This window comes from Vibrio nigripulchritudo ATCC 27043 (assembly GCF_000222685.1).
In the GTDB taxonomy this organism is placed as follows: Bacteria; Pseudomonadota; Gammaproteobacteria; order Enterobacterales; family Vibrionaceae; genus Vibrio; species Vibrio nigripulchritudo.
Window position 1 is genome coordinate 1 of sequence record NZ_AFWJ01000013.1, and the last position, 15953, is coordinate 15953.

A 15953-nucleotide genomic window follows, 5' to 3' on the forward strand; every position below is an offset into this window, starting at 1 on the left:
GATCGTTCACGGTCTGTTTGCCCATTAAGATCTTTTCCATCTCTTTCTTTACTTTGGCGAGCTGCAGGAACTGTTCGGGGGTGAGCTTGGGCTTTTGTGGTCGCTTTTTCAGGGCTTTTTTGGCTATCTCCAACCCTTTGAGTAACTCTTCCATATCGATACCTCCTACGCAAAATGCTATGCCATCTTCTGGATGAAAACTTGGTAAAAACCACGAACTAATTCCTCGGTTCACCTGAGAACTTTTCGCCAGCTTCTACCAAGATGAAAAGAAATCATTACTCTGGAAGCGCCATGAAAAACAAAGCTCTTATTGTCAGTTGGATGACCTTGGTTATCGCTTTATCCGGCTGTGCCTTGCAGTTTATCGCCAGCTACGATCAGCAAACTCTTCAGCAGATCGAGCACATCGATCAGGAAGTGGAAAGGCTTTATCTGGATCTGACTTTTACGCCGATTGAAGATCGTAAATTTGATCGCTTTGCCAAGCAGTATCAGGCGATCACTTTGCAGATCCGAAGTTTGGAAAGAAGGCAAAAGCGCCGAGAGAAAAACACCGAATCGCTAGAACAAACGCGAATTCTGCTCTCCCTATGGGTGCAGGATGAAGCCACCCACAGAAAGAACGACGCCATTTCTAATTTCATTATTAACAGGCGAACCAGTCAGTATCGCCGGCTGTTCGATGCCCTGATAGATGGCGAACTGGCGAAACAATAAGATGGAGGCGAACATGAACAACACCCTACACTCAGTGATTGACACCATTACCTCTCAGCTAGAGAACTCCCCTTATAAAAACCTGCTAGGCAGTGCGCTGAAGTCGTGCATTGAAAAGCAGCAGAATGACATTGAAACTTTGCTGATTGCCAGACAAGCCGGGGATATTTCAGAAGAAGAATTTGCTATTGAATTGGAAAGGGAAAAACAAATCGTTGAAGCGGAAATGCTGACTTGGCAGATCACCGCAAAAGCGGAAGTTCAAAAGGTGGTGAACAAAGCCTTTCATGCGCTCACTCAGGCTGTATTGTCTTAGCCTCTGAAGGACACATGATGAGAAGAAGAAGGCGTACAATCTGGATACCTTATGGCTATCGGCTCAAATCCAATTTGAAGCTTCGCGATCGCCAGAATATCGAGCCGACTTCGCATGAACATGAACCTTCAGAACTTGTGGCAGAAACTCAGTCCCCTCTCAATGAGCCCTCAGCCCAACACAGTGAGAATCGGGAAGAGCATGTTATTCCGGAAGAAGAGAAACAACTGACATCTAGCTCCGAACAAGCACAAGCACAAGCAAGTTTTGAAGACTCATCCTCTGTCGCCCAGTTTGATGATGCCCTCAACCCTTACAAAAACTACGTTCAGGATTTGTCGTTGTGCTTAACGGGGATGCCGAAAGAAACCTTTTTGGCCTATGATGATCAAAAAGGTTGCCATGATCTTTTTGATCACCCTGATACAGAAAATATCCAAAGCGATCCCTTCTCTTCTTCTGAATCGGATTCACCCGATTCTTATATCGCTTGTGATCAGAACGAGTGTGTTTATTCGGATCATAAGCCGTCAATGACCGTTGAAAACACCGATCCTGACGCAAGCAATCATCAGGTTGAACCCAATAGTAACGACGTCAAAAAAGCCGAGGCTAATCCTAAGTATATTCCCAAGCCCAAAAGCTCGGGACCTCACCTCCGGCGTTTACCTGGTATTGCGGCTTGCCTGCTTTCAGGTAAGTGAAGGTTTCAGGTAAATAGCGCTTTTCAGGTGTAGAGCTCACTCCGTATCTTTCGTCCGTTTCCCCAAGATTCACTCACCACTCATGCGTATCCTGTGGAGGTCATAACTCAATAGGAGACCGAGATGAGACAACTACTTTTTCGTCTGTGCGAAGCCTCAGACGGACGCAAATTCGCTTTTTTGACCGACCAGCCTGATGTAGAAGACATGTTTGATGGCGGATACAAAGTCGCCTACAAATTCCGAGATGCGGGCAACGGGCAGGAACTGCTGGCGCGCTGGCGTTCGGCTTATTCCGTCACCTCGCGTGAATTTGAACAACTGCCGGATGATGACGAGCTGCCTGAAGGCGTTCAGCAGGCGTTCGATACCATGATCTCCAGCCTGATCCCAAGCGTGGATGTGTTCTTCTGCGATTACAATCTGGCGATCGAGGCTGATCTGCCTATCTGCAATAACGTGATGGATCGTTATCGTTCTACCGACTTTGTGCTGTTTTCCTGTGAAGAGCTGATCGGCAACGATCCGTCAACCCAGCCGTATATGGTGTCTTACGCATCACCGCGTTACCCGGGCAGTGGCAACACTGGAAGCCAGCACCGCATCTACTGTAAAACCGATGCCTTTGCGTTTTGCCAGGCAGTACACGCGATTGTGATTCAACGTGAAAAAGACTCGCTGACCGGTGGGCACATCCGCACAGAAGTCGACACTTACATCAGCGAACCTTCCATTGAAGCGCCAACGGCAGAGCAGGTCATCAACCGATTTGTGGAATCGCTGCCGCAATACAACAGCAGCATTAAAGCGTTAAGTGCGCCGGAATCTCACTCCAACGAGGAGTAATGCGATGCGTTCAGACGAAATGTACTATGCGGCGTTTAGCGCCGCATTAATGGCAGGTACAGAGCCCGGAATTGCTCAGCAGCTTGCCTATCAACTGGCTTATATCCACTTAACGTCACCAGCGGATAAAGCCTTTAAAGATGAACCCGAACCTTTCCACCAGCATGAATCCATTCAGAAACAGGCGGTTCACATTCGCCCCATCAACCCGCTGAATCACGTGGACTGGCTTAAAGGAGGAACGCTCAACGAACGTGGAATGCAGCTTGGCAGGCTATGCGCACCATCGCCAACTCAGGGGGTTCGGCAACCAATTAAATCGCTTGGTAGAGTAACGCCCGCTTCTGCTCAGCAAACCGAGAAGCATCAGCACAAAATCAATCAAGCCATTATGCTGGCTCTGATGGATTCGGACAGCAACGCCCAAAACAAGTTTGTTGCCGCGCTTTATTTCTACTGGAGAGCGAGCAAAACACACATCTGTAAAAGCACCAAAGCGAGCTACTGGCTGCTGATGCACGCTATTCGTTGTTACCTGTTTGGCACCACCTTTCAGTGGGATGAAAGCTTCATTAACAGCACCGACGAACGTCAGCAGAAAAAGCCCATGTACCCAACCGTTAAAGAACTGATTGAACACCTAAATTTCAACCGAGAAGAATCGCACTTATTGCATGCCCTTTCTGAACAGATGAGCTACTACCCGTGCAACCAGCAGATCCAGTGCATCGAACTTGGTCTGGCTTATCGGGCAGAGGTGATTTCTGTTCTGGAACTTGCCAACGTACACCACCAGCAGTCTCTTAATCTGGATGGTATGCAGGACGCTGCCTTGTGGGCTATGAAATCCTGAACCTCTACCGGTACCGAAAGTACCGGTTTCTGCCACATTGTTAAAAACGTCATTTATTTCACCGATAACTCCCCTTTATCCCCCACGTTAAATTCGACCTTGCCCGCTAGATTATTGAGACATTCGTTCAATATCTTGGTGGGTTATGAGTATTTCAGATTGTTTATCCATTACAGAACTGGGGCTGCCTCAGGCGGATAAAAATGCCGTTTTGAGAGAGTACCTTGAGGAGATGCAGCTTAAGAAGCAGCACTTTCTGGGCTACCAAACCAATCAAAATGTGGTGTTTTCACCCGAACTGTCGCCATTCCTGTCTCTCAATCTTCTGAATTTGGGGGACGGCTATGAAGATGGTTCCTATCAGATCAATGCCAAGCAATTTGAGCGAGCTGTCCTGAATTATTACGCCAGGCTCTGGGGGATGACCGCGCCAAACTCCAAACGAAATTACTGGGGATACGTGACCTCTATGGGGTCGACGGAAGGCAATCTCTACGCCCTATGGAATGCGCGCGATTACCTGAGTGGCAGTGAAGTAGAAGGCTATGAAAAAGCGGTCGAAGTGCCGAACCCGCCTGTTCTGATTTCATCAGAAAGCACGCATTATTCGGTGTACAAAGCCTGCCAGATGCTGGGTATTCCCACGTTTAATCAGGCGGGAGAAAAGCTGGGATATTGCCCCATTAATGAAGGCGACTGGAAAAAGAAGCTCGCAGTTAATGAATACGGTTCGGTGATTGAAGAGGATTTGTTTCGGCTCACCGAGTTTTTTCTGCAACACCAGCACCCAGTGATTCTGTTTTTAAATCATGGCACTACGTTCAGCGGTGGCAGTGACGCCATCTTTCGGATTCTCACCAAACTGAAACCGCTGCTCGGCAAGAATACCGAGAGCAATCGGCGGTACTGGGTTCATGTGGATGGCGCACTTTCAGCAAACTTTTCTCCCTTTCTGCAACCGGACCCTTTTACCGTTTCTGATCACCCTTACGAATTTCGCCACCCAGAGGTGATGTCGGTTTGTGCCAGCCCTTACAAATGGCTAGGCGCACCCTGGAGCTGCGGTGTTTACCTGATGCAGAAAAGGTACAAGGTGGGTTCTTCCAGCCGCCCGACTTACATCGCCGGACGCGATTCCACCATTGCGGGCTCTCGGCAGGGGCTGTACTCCCTTTACTTGTGGGAAAGGCTGTCTTCGCTCGGCACTGTCGGGCTGAAACAGTTAGCCGAGCAGAACGAAAGTAACACCGCATTTTTGCAGCAGGCACTACTAGATTTGTCGAAGTCGAAGAGAAACACTCATCGGCAGTCACTCATCGTGATGCCTCGAATGCCCGGAGCCAACATGGTGCGCTTCTCTTCCCCCCGAAGCCACATCACCGCCAAATATTCGCTGGCGGAAGAAAACATTCCGGTGAATGGTAGGCTTCAGCGTTTCTGCCATGTGGTTTTGCTCAGCCATATACAGCGTCCTTTGCTTGATCAGTTTTTAGCGGAGCTGTCTGACCCTTATGCCTTTTCGGGTCAGGCACTTTTACCGCGCAATCCACTGAGTCACCCAGATTTTGTCACTCATTTACTTTCCAAGGAGAATCAATGAAAGCCGTTTTGACTCTGCTTTTTATGCTGAGCTTTTTGCCTTTCTCGTCGCTTGCTCAGCAAGTGATCCACACGTCGTTTTCAATCAATAAGATCTATGGCGTCAACACCATTGATCAAACCTACAAGATCGACGGTTATTTAGTAGCAACCTGGCAAGATCCGAATCATCCACTCAAACCCAAATCGGGTATCCGACGAATCGAAAACCGGCATCTCGACAGAATGTTAGAAGACGGCTCCTGGATGCCTGCTTTTGAATTCATCAACATTATCGGACAGCGCCTTACCCCAAATAAAAGGCTGGTGATCACTGATGAAGGCGGCATCACTTACAACGAACGCTTTCAGGGCACCTTCACCACCGAGATGGATTTTCGGCGCTTTCCCTTCGACAACCAGTCGTTCGAAATCATCATGGAGCCCTTTTCTTTCGACCAACAAAGCCTGAAGTTTGGTGACGCCAGCGTGTTTGTGGAAGAGATGACCAATAAAACCATCAGCGAATGGGAAATGGACACCAGCTCGACGGCGAAGGTCAGCCGACACAGCTATCACCATCTTGATAGTGCAGAGAGTACCGACTATTCGCGCCTGACGGTCACTATCGATGCCACCCGAAAGCCGAACTATTACCTTTGGCAGTTTATTCTTCCGCTGTCGCTGATTCTGATCGCCAGTTGGGCAGTGTTTTGGATTGAAGGGTTTTCCGAGCGATTGATGACGTCTTTCACCATGATGCTGACGGTGGTGGCGTACACCTTTTACACCAGTAGCCTGCTGCCGAGACTGCCTTATACCACCTTTATCGAGCGCATGATCATCATGGGTTACGTCAGTATATTTGCCGCCATTCTGATCATTGTATTTGTGAAAATTAGAGAAGAGAGAGGCAAGCCGACTCATGGGCTGATCCCTTATTGCCGAAGCATTTTCCCTACGTTTTTTCTGGCCGCAATTGCCATCCTGATCGGAGTTAATAGCCAACTATGAAGCCTTCTAAATCTTTGCAGACCATTATTGAAGCCGTTATCTGCTCATCGATCTTTATTCTGCTGCTCGGTGTCACAACCTATCTACTCTACTCCAAATCGCTCAACGCACTGGAAGAGCAGATCAAAATTGGGCTGGTATCGACCGTTAAAGCTTCTGCTTCGACATTGGATGGTGCTGCGCACCTGACTTTTGATGAAGAGACCATGGCGTCGGACGAAAGCTACGCGTTAATGGCAAAGCAGATGGAAATGATCCGCCGTTCAGCAACCGACGTTCGCTATATATACACCAGCATTCTTGAAGATGGAGAGGTGTACTTTATGGTGAACCCAAGCCCGCAGAATGATGCCGACGGAGACGGGTTACCCGATCCGCCCCCAGCCCTGATGACCTTATATGATGATGCGCCGACAGAGCTGAAAAAATCTTTAGAAAACCAGAGCATTGAAATCAGCACCTATCGCGATCAGTGGGGCAGTTTCATCAGTGCCTATGCGCCGTTTTACAGTGTTGAAGGAGATTTTGCCGGCATTCTGGCGATGGATCTGGAAGTCAGCCGTTTTCAGGATCGGTTAGAGAACATTGAACGCGTTTTTGATAAAGCCAAGATCATCATACTGTTCCTTGGTTTGATTGTCGGGCTGATCATCTGGTGGATCCGCCGCTCTCAGGTCAACCATCTCAATACCATTCGTCACCGGGAAGCTGATGCCAAAGAAAAGCTCTCTCGCGCTCATCATCTGAACGTGCTGCTCTCGGGGTTAACCACTTACTTTTACAGACGCATTCCCAGAGAAATCATCAAACACACGCCGAGAATACGGGCGCTGTACCACTATTCGCAAAGCCTGAGACCACTTGCCTTTCAGCCAGATACGCAACCGGTTCAGGACTGGTTTCACACTCTGGATCAAAACACCTATCAACGCTGTAAAGGCTTCCACGAATGGCACATTCCCTTGCAGTCAGAGGCAGTGTTTACCAGCAATAAAATCACAGAAGAGCTGACTCATCTGCACGCTCAGCTGGCAAGAGCGCAGTCAGAGCCTCTCAGAGCAGAAACCCGCTTGCTCAAAGAGCACCTCGACTGCTGGGCGTTTTCTACCCATTTCTATCTGGAAGAGTCCTCAGAGCTGAGCGAGTTGCATACCTTAATTAATAACGAGTTCGAGCACATTACGGGCAGTGCCTACATGACTCAGCAAACCCCAAATGCGCTGGGGATCATGAGCACCATCAACCGATTGAGACAAATGGGCTTTGACCTGGTTTCTGGAGAAGAAAACCGAATCGAACTGATTTGGAAAGTGTATAAGGAGAATTCAGCATGACGACCCTCGCCCCTTTTTTACTGATTGTCGCGACTTTGTTTGTTCAGCTTTCCTCTGGCATTAACTACGTCACCATTCCTTTGACCATGAGCGAGCAAGGCTACGGTAATACCTTAATTGGGTTTGCCATGTCTTTTGAGATCATCGGTATCCTTCTGCTTTATCGCCCGCTTTCAAGCTGCGTAGAAAAATGGGGGCTGGTGCCTTCAGTTCTGCTGATGTCGGCGCTTCGGGCTTCCAGCCTTGTTTTGCTCTCGCACAGTCAGAACTACCCGTTATGGCTGCTGGGCATTTTTTGCTACGGCGCGTCTACGGGCATGATGCTGGTGATCATCCAGACCTCTTTAAACACTTGTATTCAGGGAAAACTGAAAGGATTGGTAATGGGGCTGTTTTCAGCGGCATTGTCTGGCGGGTTGGCACTTGGACCTTTGCTGCTTCAGTTGCCCTACATCAACCCGGAATGGCAACTGGAAACCAGCGCACTCATTACCAGCCTACCCTTTGTGCTCCTGCTGCTTGCCGGACAAAACACCCAATCTTCCGACAGTTCAGGGACGGTTCGGGTTCGGTTTGCCCTTCGCCACGCCAAAGTCATTCTGATTTCCGCGTTTGTTGGCGGCATCAGCTTCTTTGGTCTGCCCTCTTTTCTCACTCTGTATGGAATGGAAAACGCGCTCACCGAATCGCAATCGCAACTTCTGCTGACCATGTTTATGTTTGGTAGCGTAACGCTTGGCATCTTTGTAAGTACCGGAGCCTCGTTCCTTAACCGCAGTATTGTGGTGTTGGGCTGCATTTTTTCCTCGGTGGTGTGCGCGGTGTACCTTTCTCTGGCGGTGTACACCGAGTACTGGCTGGCACTGACTCTGCTGTTTTTCTGGGGAGGCTCGATGGGGGGCATCTACGCCATCGGTTTAACCGCGGTGGGCGAACGTTTCTGCCAGCAGGATCAGATGAGCGCCAATATGAGCTATACCATTATGGATTCGTTAGGCGGCATGACAGGCTTACTGGTGATCGGCTTTATGCTCGACTGGATGGGTTCGGAAGGAATGACCACCGTGCTGATCACCTTTGGTTGTGCACTGTTAGTGTTCTTCGTTTACGAGCTTTTAGCCCCAAGGCAGACGTTTGAGTAGCAGAAGTGCATACTCTTAGCCATTCTCGTTGATGGGTTCTAAATCAAAATTCACTCGAAAATTTTATCTAATAATGGGCATTACAGGCGTTTGATTTCGCCTGTTTTTTGCTTCAGCTTCTGCTTATATACAGAATAGTTGCATATAAGCATTTCTTCTCTTCACGTTGTACATCTTAAAAAGCTCAACTAATTTTCTAATATGATTCGAAACATTGGTTAGCCCTGAGATGAAATGCCCCATCAAACGTTGTAAGAATGCCATTTTAAGCCTCCAGTGCGCCCTTTTAATGGCTTTGATGATTCCTGCGGATATGGCTCACTCCGAATCACTCACGCTCAGAAAGGATGTCTCTCAGGAGCAGGTTACCGGTAAGTTCAAGCCGGGTTCGCATGTGATTGCTTACCTGCCGAACCTTCCGTATATCTCGACTTCGCACTCTATTAATGCTGGTTTAACCAAGCCTTCGTACGACGGAAAGGGCTGGGAATACGATCTGGCGGTTTCTCATAAAATCATCGACAGAAAAACCTACGAGTTTGAGTTAAGAAAAGGCGTTCGCTTTCAGGACGGTACGCCTTTCGACGCCGATTCGGTCGTCATGAACATGGAATATTTTAAGAAGGAGCCTTACACCTTCTCCAAGATGGACACCATTTTTGATCGGGTGGAAAAGCTGTCATCGCATCGGGTGCGATTCCATTTAAAAGAAGATTACGGCTTCTTTATGCACGACACCATCTGGCTGCTTTTCTATTCAGAAAAATACCTGAAAAAGCACGGGTGGAACGGCAAACCTTTTTGCCCGAATCTGGCAGAAGCCGGTCCGTATGGATTAGGGCCTTATATTCTCAACAAGGGCTACATTGAAGCCGACCGCCACACCCCAACTGCTGAACTGATTGCGAACCCGTACTACTGGGGAGAAGACGCGCCCAAAGTAGAAAAAATCACCGTCATCATCGACATAGAATCTCAAGAAGCGCTGGACTTGATTCAGAACTCCGAAGGCAAGCTCGACTTAATGCCGATTCCGTTCTCTGACGAGCTACCCACTATTTTGTCGCAGCACGCGAAGCTGGTTCGCTCTCCCTCTAACAACAACTACGTCGCCAAATTCAACCTCATTAGCGGGCACCCTCTGCTTCAGGTTCGGGAAGTGCGGGAAGCGTTAAACCGCGCCATTGATCAGCAGGCGCTGATTAACCTTTCAATGAATGGCGAGGGTGTACTCACCCCGATATCACTGGGAGAGCGTTTCTACGGAGTAAAAGAAGCATCCAGAAACATCGCCACCTTTTCTGAACTCAACAGCCCTCTGGATGAAGATGTACGACAGGAGCTGATTCAAATCATCAAGAAACATCAGAAACGTCTGGGTTACGATCCAAACGAAAAGCTGCCTATCACCATACTGGCTCCCAAAAGCACGCAGTTTATGTTCCGAGACGTGAAGTACCTGCTCGATCAGATCCACATTGATGTGAATTTGCACATTGTTGAAAAAGAGGCAGACGTATTTGCCAACGTGGTTACGACCAACACTCGAAAAAACGACATTTATTACGACATCATCGCCTGGGCAAATTTTGACTGGATCATGAACCCCTGGGATTTGTTCTTTGTGATGCGTCCGGGCAACATTTGGACATCGTTCACCGACGACCCGAAAATGGAAAGCCTGCTCGACGAGTTTCTCGCCACACCATCGGAAGACGCCAGCTATATCCCTGTGATGACGGAGTTGATCGAGTACGTGTATTACCAGGGTTACACGCTATTCTTGCCCAGCCCAAACCACGTTATGGCGGTAAACAAAGAAGTCTTTTTTGTTCCCAGCCCGACAGCTATTTACCCACTCTGGGATATTGAAGTGACCGACATGCACTGGTCGTTGAGAGAGGGGGAATACCCCGAACACCTCAAAGTTCCCGTTGAAATTACCACATACCATCAGTAGGAATGCCCCATGTCCGATAAAGTTGAAAAGGTTGATGAGGCAGATAAATCGCTGTCCAACCGCATTTTGATACTCTTCATCGCCACTACCACGGTGCTTATTTTTCAGGGTATCTACAACATCTACAGTCTGGAAGGTGTGAAAACCTCCATAACGCAAGTGCACGATTCTGCCTTCCAGATCAGTTTGACCGGCACCGACATTGCCCAGCCTGCCTCGGAACTGCGCCAGATGACAATGGGGTTGGTCATGGCACCCAATGAGCAGGTGAAAGAAGAAATCAAATCACAAATCAGCGAGACCCGAGACAAGATCAACAAAGCGTTAAACGGCGATACGTTTACTCAGTTTTCTGACGAAGGTTCGACAGGCTTGCTGGACGATATTTCGAAGAAATGGAAAAACTACGAGAAAGAAGTCGATAAAACCATTGAGTATTCCAATCAGGGCGTCCGGATTGCCGAGTTTCTTCATGTCACCACCAATGAAAAAGCGTCTTACGACCAACTGACGGAATCCATCCAGAACTTCAACGACTACCAGTTAGGCATCACCGAAGCGATTTACACCGAAGCGCAGAACACTTCTTCCATCGCATTCTGGTCGGTGCTGCTTACGACCATCGTGGAAACCATTATCCTCAAGGTCATCCTTGCCTATGTGTTAAGCCTGGTGAAACGTTACGTAGACAACAAAAAGCAGCACGCCGAAGAGCTGCAGGAAAAGAACGAAGCGCTGGAAACCTCTATAGACGATCTCAAGCGAGTTCAGAAACAGCTTATCGAATCGGAAAAAATGGCGTCACTTAACCAGCTTGTGACTGGCGTTGCCCACGAAATTAACACACCGATTGGCATTGGCATTACCGCATCTTCTTACTTCAACGAGCAAATCGAGAAAATTGACCAGTCCCTACAAGACAAAACCCTTCGCCCAGATGAACTGAAAGCCTTCCTCGATTCCGGCAAAGACAGCAATGAAGTGCTTCTGTCTAACCTGAAAAAAGCCGCAGAGCTGGTTCAACGGTTTAAGAATTTGTCTGCTGAAAACATTCGCAGTGAAACCGCCCGCTTTGATGTAGGAACTAAAGTTTCTGAAACGATCAGAACCATGAGCCCCAGCCTGAAAGATGTGGCAGTTAACGTGGAATACGACCAGTCCATCGAGATCGAATCGGACCCTTCAGCCATTTACCACAGTATTTCCAACTTAGTAATGAACTCGCTCAATCACGCTTTTCAGGAAGAGGGAGAGCATCAAATCAACATACGGGTTGAATCCCCTGAAACTGAGCTGGTCACCATAGTGTATTCAGACAACGGCAGCGGCATTTCTGAAGACAAGATCAAAAACATCTTTGATCCCTTCTACACCACCAATCGCAACAAGGGCGGAACAGGTCTCGGATTAGCCATTGTGTTCAATGCATTAAGCCAGATTGGCGGTGATATAACGTGCAGCAGTGAAGTCGGCGTAGGCACCACATTCACCATGAATATCAAAACCCCAGTGACGATAAGGGAGAGTGCGGCGTAGTTGGGGGTAGATAGCCCTAAGTAATTCCAACTTACACAAAACGGGCGACGAAGGGGTGAAAACGCCCATTTCGTCGCCCATTTTGTGTTTTTCTTTATATTAGCAACGGAATGCAAGCCACCCATTTCCCAGTAATTTCGTTATTTAGACTAGGTTATTGATTGGACTTGCGGAGAGAAAGCTACTCACTAGTACTACATTAACTCTCAACTAAAACTTCGTGAGTAGCTTGGTGCTTTGCAGCGCTTTCAAACTCTTATTTATGCAGGCCAGCCCTTTAAAACAATTCAACAATCACACCGTTAAAAAGCAACCTGCCAAAACGGATGTGATTCCACAACCAAATACGATTCAACTGACACCCATTCATCTTAAGCATGCACCGCTCATCTTAAAGCGCATGAGCAAAGACATTTGCCAAGCGTTGAATTGCTTACCGATAAACTCCATTGAAAGTGCGCAGAATTACATCTTAGAAAACAGTGGCAAGCCACATACTCGGCAAGGGGTATTTCATCTTGAGTTTGGCCTCATCGGCTGCGCGGGCTACTACCTACACACTGACCAGCGACAACCTCATGCCTTTATCTATTACTGGATATCTGCTCCCTACCAACGTAAAGGCTTTGCTTCATTAGCCATCGAGCAGCTTATCCACCAACTCAGGCAGCAAGGCATAACCCAGCTTTATGCCGATGTGTTCGACAGCAACTATGCTTCTCAAAACTTACTGCAAAGCTTTGATTTTAAGCAGCAAGAAAAGCCGGTTCGTCTTGAACCTAGAATAATTTTTCGGTTTGAGAGGAGAATGTGAAATGAACAAAAGTGGGAATAACTGGAATAACTGGAATAACAATAACAGGGACACTCACTTTAAGAAAACATGAATCCTATCATTTTCACGAGGTCGCGCCTTAAGCCACAAAGGTAATCTATGCTTATTTTTAGCTCTAAGGGTTTCGGGTATGGTGTGCTTCATTCTTTCTAAAAGAGAGCCTTGTTCATCATGACCAAAGCCCGCGCTCAGCTAATCAGCTTAGAAGCGACGCCCTATTATCACTGTGTATCTCGCTGCGTTCGGCGCTCATTTTTATGTGGTTACGATTCAGAGCGAAACCAATGCTTTGAACACCGCCGCGGTTGGATTGAAGAGCGATTGCTCAATCTTAGCCAAGTGTTTTGTATTGATGTCTGTGCTTACGCCATCATGAGTAACCACTACCACGTGGTGCTGCATATCAACCAAGAAGAAATGCAATCCCTGTCTGACCAAGACGTTTGTGAAAGATGGTTGAGCTTTCACACCCCACCATTGCTGATTCAAAAGTGGTTAAAGCAAGAAGCCCTCACGGAAGCCGAAGCGCTGAAAATTCACGATATGATTAACACTTGGCGAGAAAGATTAGCCAGCATCAGTTGGTTTATGCGTATGCTGAACCAATACATCGCCACCCTAGCCAACAAAGAAGATTGTTGTACTGGGCACTTTTGGGAAGGGCGGTTTAAAAGCCAAGCACTGCTCGATGAGCAGGCCCTCGCCGCCGCGATGACTTATGTGGACTTAAATCCAATTCGAGCGAATATGGCAGACAGCCCCGAAACATCGGAATACACTTCAGTTAAAGCCAGAGTCGACACACTCAGAGTGAGCAAAGCCACAGCGCCTTGTCTGCATCCCTTCGTCGGTTATCCTAGAACAAACCAGCCAACCGGAATCCCGTTCAGGCTGATGGATTACTTAGAATTAATTGACTGGACGGGCAGACATATTCGTGATGATAAACGAGGGTACATCGCTCACGCCCTCCCACCTATTCTTAATCGGCTAAGCATTAGCAAAGAAACTTGGCTTCACGCCTGTACAGAGCTTGAAGGAGGAAATGTAATTGGTAAAGAAGCGTCGATAAAGCGTGCTCTACCGACATTCAAAAGAAAGCGAATCTCTGGTTTTCGGCTTCCTGACAGCTAACCGACCTCTGTCCCCACTTCACTTCCCTCTCAACCTCTCTCAAAGCTCGCTTTGCTGATGTCACCCGCCTTAAAAAGCGTAAAACTGCTTAAAATCACGCCTATGCACTGGGAATTTTCCAGATAACTTACCGGACTCCAAGCTGTCATCGACCTGACGGTGGGATTTTAAGGATCGTCTCAGTCGCCTTTTTTAGATTGCCTGTCCCCGTTTATTCCCGCCTGTATCCAATCTCCTAATGAGCGTTCAAGTTTAACCCTATCTGTTGTTGCGGACGCTGTGCATAAAAATCATCTGCCCGTTCCAGTGCCGCCGTCATTCTTTCTGTTGCCTCCTGAGCATTGAAGGATTTAACGGTAAAGATACAGCAGTCATCGGGTCTAACCCCCATTTCCGTGGTATAACCCCGTTGTTGGCCTGGTTGGCTATTGGCCTGATCTGTTCTGAACAGTTGATCGTAGGCGGTAGCCCGGTTTTGGTTGGTGGTTTGAGCGTTAAACACTGCTGCCATATTGTTGCCGAAAGTCAGTAAGTTAATCGCAGCCGTACCGGCTTGCTCTGCCCATTGGCTCTCATCAAAGCGGCCGATAAAACTTTGATGCTGAAAGCCTTCGACTCTGCCGCCTTCGCTGGGTTGAATTTCGAGGCAAAACTCATGGCCATGAATTTGAACTTGTACGAACAGGTGTTGCTGGTTGTCAGTTAAACCATCGAGGTAGTCTTTCAGGCGATCTGCACCACTGCCGTGGATATAACCGTTTGATTCTGCGGCGGCAGCTTTGTCTTGACCGTTTCTTTTGCTTGCTGCATATACTTGATGGGCCTGCCACAACTGGGGAGAGGCATCGTTGCCGAGAAAAATTTTGCGATAGTTGGTGGCCGTTTGCCCGCACGCATCGTTTGGGCTTTGACGCATGAGGGTGCCAAGTGCCGATTCCACCGGAAGCGATAGCTCGGCATGTCCTGTCAGTATCTGCCGGTATAGATGGCCATTGGGATGCTGAGGATCAGGGGTGTCCAATACAGCGGCGCCTTGTTGTTCGAGCAACAGTGCGATATTTTGCGGCACCCAAGCGAACATATCGCGGATATTTTGGGCGGAAAGACCACCTAAACCAAGCGTTTCTTGCAATGTCATCATTTGGATCATGCCGTGAGTGTTTCTCTCGGCGGCTGCTGCATTATCGGTAGTATCAAATTGTAAGGCATAGGAAATGGAGCGCCGCATCATTGGATTGCCGTTACGCAGTGCGTGAAGAATAGAATTTGCCATCGTCGGTTTCCTTATTGAATTTCGCCATTGTTGAGGTAGTAGATCTCCAGCGTCGCCCCGTTGTCTGTGAGCTGATTGATGAATGACTCTCTTAACCGGCCCAATGTCCACTGCTCTTGTGCATCTGTCGATAGAGCCGTTAAGCCCATATCGGGCCGCACTATACGCCTTATCCAGCCGTTGCTTTGATAACACTCAAATAGATAAAGCTGGCCTTTAGGGCCTATTTGTTCTACGCCAAAATCGAGATATTTATGGGGAGGAAGGCCTGCCCTGTTAGGTACACCAGCGCCCATGGCTTGCACCAACTGAGCCCGGCTGGCACCGTTCCAACCGATGTTGCCATGTTGCACAGGCCCAAGGACGGGCACGGTTAATTTATCTTGCAACCAGGCATTTTGAATGTCTTCAATTTCCTGGTCGGTAATGTTTTGCAGCACGAAGTGACCCGACATATTTGGCTCCTGTGTTATCAAACTCGTTATATTTAGTGCCTGTCCGGAAATTCAATTTCCAGTGGTCCGACACTTCGGCACGTACTTTACTGACCATGGACGTCTTTTTCCGGACATAAACTATTTAGGGGTGAAACATTTATCCAAGTCGTGTCGAGAGTGTATCGTTCGCCGCCCTTGTGGGCTCGGTCGAATCGTAGATTTGTTGCTGTGAAACGATGAAGATCCAGGTGCGTGCTGGATCTTCATCTAT

The 15953-nt window shown here is 48.1% G+C and carries 15 protein-coding genes; 13 read left to right on the plus strand and 2 right to left on the minus strand.

What is annotated here, in order from left to right; genetic code table 11:
* Positions 1–294: 294 nt before the first annotated feature.
* From RH89_RS02375 to RH89_RS02435, 13 genes are all read left to right on the plus strand, one after another.
* The gene (locus tag RH89_RS02375) at positions 295–720 is read left to right on the plus strand and encodes a hypothetical protein (protein WP_022591044.1); all 426 of its coding nucleotides are present in this window, start codon (positions 295–297) and stop codon (positions 718–720) included.
* Positions 721–733: 13 nt separating this feature from the next.
* Positions 734–1036 (plus strand): hypothetical protein, encoded by a 303-nt coding sequence (locus tag RH89_RS02380; protein WP_004398369.1) that lies wholly within the window; start codon positions 734–736, stop codon positions 1034–1036.
* A gap of 17 nt (positions 1037–1053) precedes the next feature.
* Positions 1054–1740: a hypothetical protein gene (locus RH89_RS02385; protein WP_004398370.1), complete on the plus strand. Its 687-nt coding sequence runs from the start codon at positions 1054–1056 to the stop codon at positions 1738–1740.
* A gap of 123 nt (positions 1741–1863) precedes the next feature.
* Positions 1864–2586, plus strand: a complete 723-nt coding sequence (locus RH89_RS02390; protein WP_004398372.1) for a hypothetical protein — start codon at positions 1864–1866, stop codon at positions 2584–2586.
* Between the two features lie 4 nt (positions 2587–2590).
* The gene (locus RH89_RS02395; RefSeq protein ID WP_004398373.1) at positions 2591–3439 is read left to right on the plus strand and encodes a hypothetical protein; all 849 of its coding nucleotides are present in this window, start codon (positions 2591–2593) and stop codon (positions 3437–3439) included.
* Positions 3440–3584: 145 nt separating this feature from the next.
* The gene (locus RH89_RS02400) at positions 3585–5039 is read left to right on the plus strand and encodes a pyridoxal-dependent decarboxylase (protein ID WP_004398374.1); all 1455 of its coding nucleotides are present in this window, start codon (positions 3585–3587) and stop codon (positions 5037–5039) included.
* The gene (locus RH89_RS02405; protein ID WP_004398375.1) at positions 5036–6031 is read left to right on the plus strand and encodes a ligand-gated ion channel; all 996 of its coding nucleotides are present in this window, start codon (positions 5036–5038) and stop codon (positions 6029–6031) included. The genes RH89_RS02400 and RH89_RS02405 overlap by 4 nt, the downstream gene beginning before the upstream one ends.
* The gene (locus RH89_RS28590; protein ID WP_004398376.1) at positions 6028–7365 is read left to right on the plus strand and encodes a cache domain-containing protein; all 1338 of its coding nucleotides are present in this window, start codon (positions 6028–6030) and stop codon (positions 7363–7365) included. Before RH89_RS02405 ends, RH89_RS28590 begins: the two co-directional genes overlap by 4 nt.
* Positions 7362–8507, plus strand: coding sequence for an MFS transporter (locus RH89_RS02415; protein ID WP_004398377.1), 1146 nt, complete (start codon positions 7362–7364; stop codon positions 8505–8507). The genes RH89_RS28590 and RH89_RS02415 overlap by 4 nt, the downstream gene beginning before the upstream one ends.
* Before the next feature lie 289 nt (positions 8508–8796).
* A complete protein-coding gene (locus tag RH89_RS02420) occupies positions 8797–10467 on the plus strand; it encodes an ABC transporter substrate-binding protein (protein ID WP_004398378.1) in 1671 nt (556 codons plus the stop codon).
* Between the two features lie 9 nt (positions 10468–10476).
* Positions 10477–12003 carry a sensor histidine kinase gene (locus RH89_RS02425; RefSeq protein ID WP_004398379.1) on the plus strand — a complete coding sequence of 509 codons (1527 nt, stop codon included), beginning with the start codon at positions 10477–10479 and terminating at the stop codon, positions 12001–12003.
* 262 nt (positions 12004–12265) lie between these two features.
* A complete protein-coding gene (locus tag RH89_RS02430) occupies positions 12266–12817 on the plus strand; it encodes a GNAT family N-acetyltransferase (protein WP_038144718.1) in 552 nt (183 codons plus the stop codon).
* A gap of 192 nt (positions 12818–13009) precedes the next feature.
* Entirely contained in the window at positions 13010–13972 is a 963-nt protein-coding gene (locus RH89_RS02435) for a transposase (RefSeq protein ID WP_004398381.1), read from the plus strand.
* Positions 13973–14207: 235 nt separating this feature from the next.
* On the opposite strand, the gene RH89_RS02440 is transcribed toward RH89_RS02435, so the two are convergent.
* Entirely contained in the window at positions 14208–15245 is a 1038-nt protein-coding gene (locus RH89_RS02440; protein WP_004398382.1) for a hypothetical protein, read from the minus strand.
* An 11-nt stretch (positions 15246–15256) separates the two neighbouring features.
* Positions 15257–15700 (minus strand): hypothetical protein, encoded by a 444-nt coding sequence (locus tag RH89_RS02445; RefSeq protein WP_004398383.1) that lies wholly within the window; start codon positions 15698–15700, stop codon positions 15257–15259.
* Between the last annotated feature and the right edge of the window lie 253 nt (positions 15701–15953).

Excerpts from the sequence above, each read along its gene's own strand:
- RH89_RS02375 (WP_022591044.1), top strand. The coding sequence starts at position 295 with ATGAAAAACAAAGCTCTTATTGTCAGTTGGATGACCTTGGTTATCGCT.
- RH89_RS02380 (WP_004398369.1), top strand. The coding sequence starts at position 734 with ATGAACAACACCCTACACTCAGTGATTGACACCATTACCTCTCAGCTA.
- RH89_RS02385 (WP_004398370.1), top strand. The coding sequence starts at position 1,054 with ATGAGAAGAAGAAGGCGTACAATCTGGATACCTTATGGCTATCGGCTC.
- RH89_RS02390 (WP_004398372.1), top strand. The coding sequence starts at position 1,864 with ATGAGACAACTACTTTTTCGTCTGTGCGAAGCCTCAGACGGACGCAAA.
- RH89_RS02395 (WP_004398373.1), top strand. The coding sequence starts at position 2,591 with ATGCGTTCAGACGAAATGTACTATGCGGCGTTTAGCGCCGCATTAATG.
- RH89_RS02400 (WP_004398374.1), top strand. The coding sequence starts at position 3,585 with ATGAGTATTTCAGATTGTTTATCCATTACAGAACTGGGGCTGCCTCAG.
- RH89_RS02405 (WP_004398375.1), top strand. The coding sequence starts at position 5,036 with ATGAAAGCCGTTTTGACTCTGCTTTTTATGCTGAGCTTTTTGCCTTTC.
- RH89_RS28590 (WP_004398376.1), top strand. The coding sequence starts at position 6,028 with ATGAAGCCTTCTAAATCTTTGCAGACCATTATTGAAGCCGTTATCTGC.
- RH89_RS02415 (WP_004398377.1), top strand. The coding sequence starts at position 7,362 with ATGACGACCCTCGCCCCTTTTTTACTGATTGTCGCGACTTTGTTTGTT.
- RH89_RS02420 (WP_004398378.1), top strand. The coding sequence starts at position 8,797 with ATGGCTTTGATGATTCCTGCGGATATGGCTCACTCCGAATCACTCACG.
- RH89_RS02425 (WP_004398379.1), top strand. The coding sequence starts at position 10,477 with ATGTCCGATAAAGTTGAAAAGGTTGATGAGGCAGATAAATCGCTGTCC.
- RH89_RS02430 (WP_038144718.1), top strand. The coding sequence starts at position 12,266 with ATGCAGGCCAGCCCTTTAAAACAATTCAACAATCACACCGTTAAAAAG.
- RH89_RS02435 (WP_004398381.1), top strand. The coding sequence starts at position 13,010 with ATGACCAAAGCCCGCGCTCAGCTAATCAGCTTAGAAGCGACGCCCTAT.
- RH89_RS02440 (WP_004398382.1), bottom strand. The coding sequence starts at position 15,245 with ATGGCAAATTCTATTCTTCACGCACTGCGTAACGGCAATCCAATGATG.
- RH89_RS02445 (WP_004398383.1), bottom strand. The coding sequence starts at position 15,700 with ATGTCGGGTCACTTCGTGCTGCAAAACATTACCGACCAGGAAATTGAA.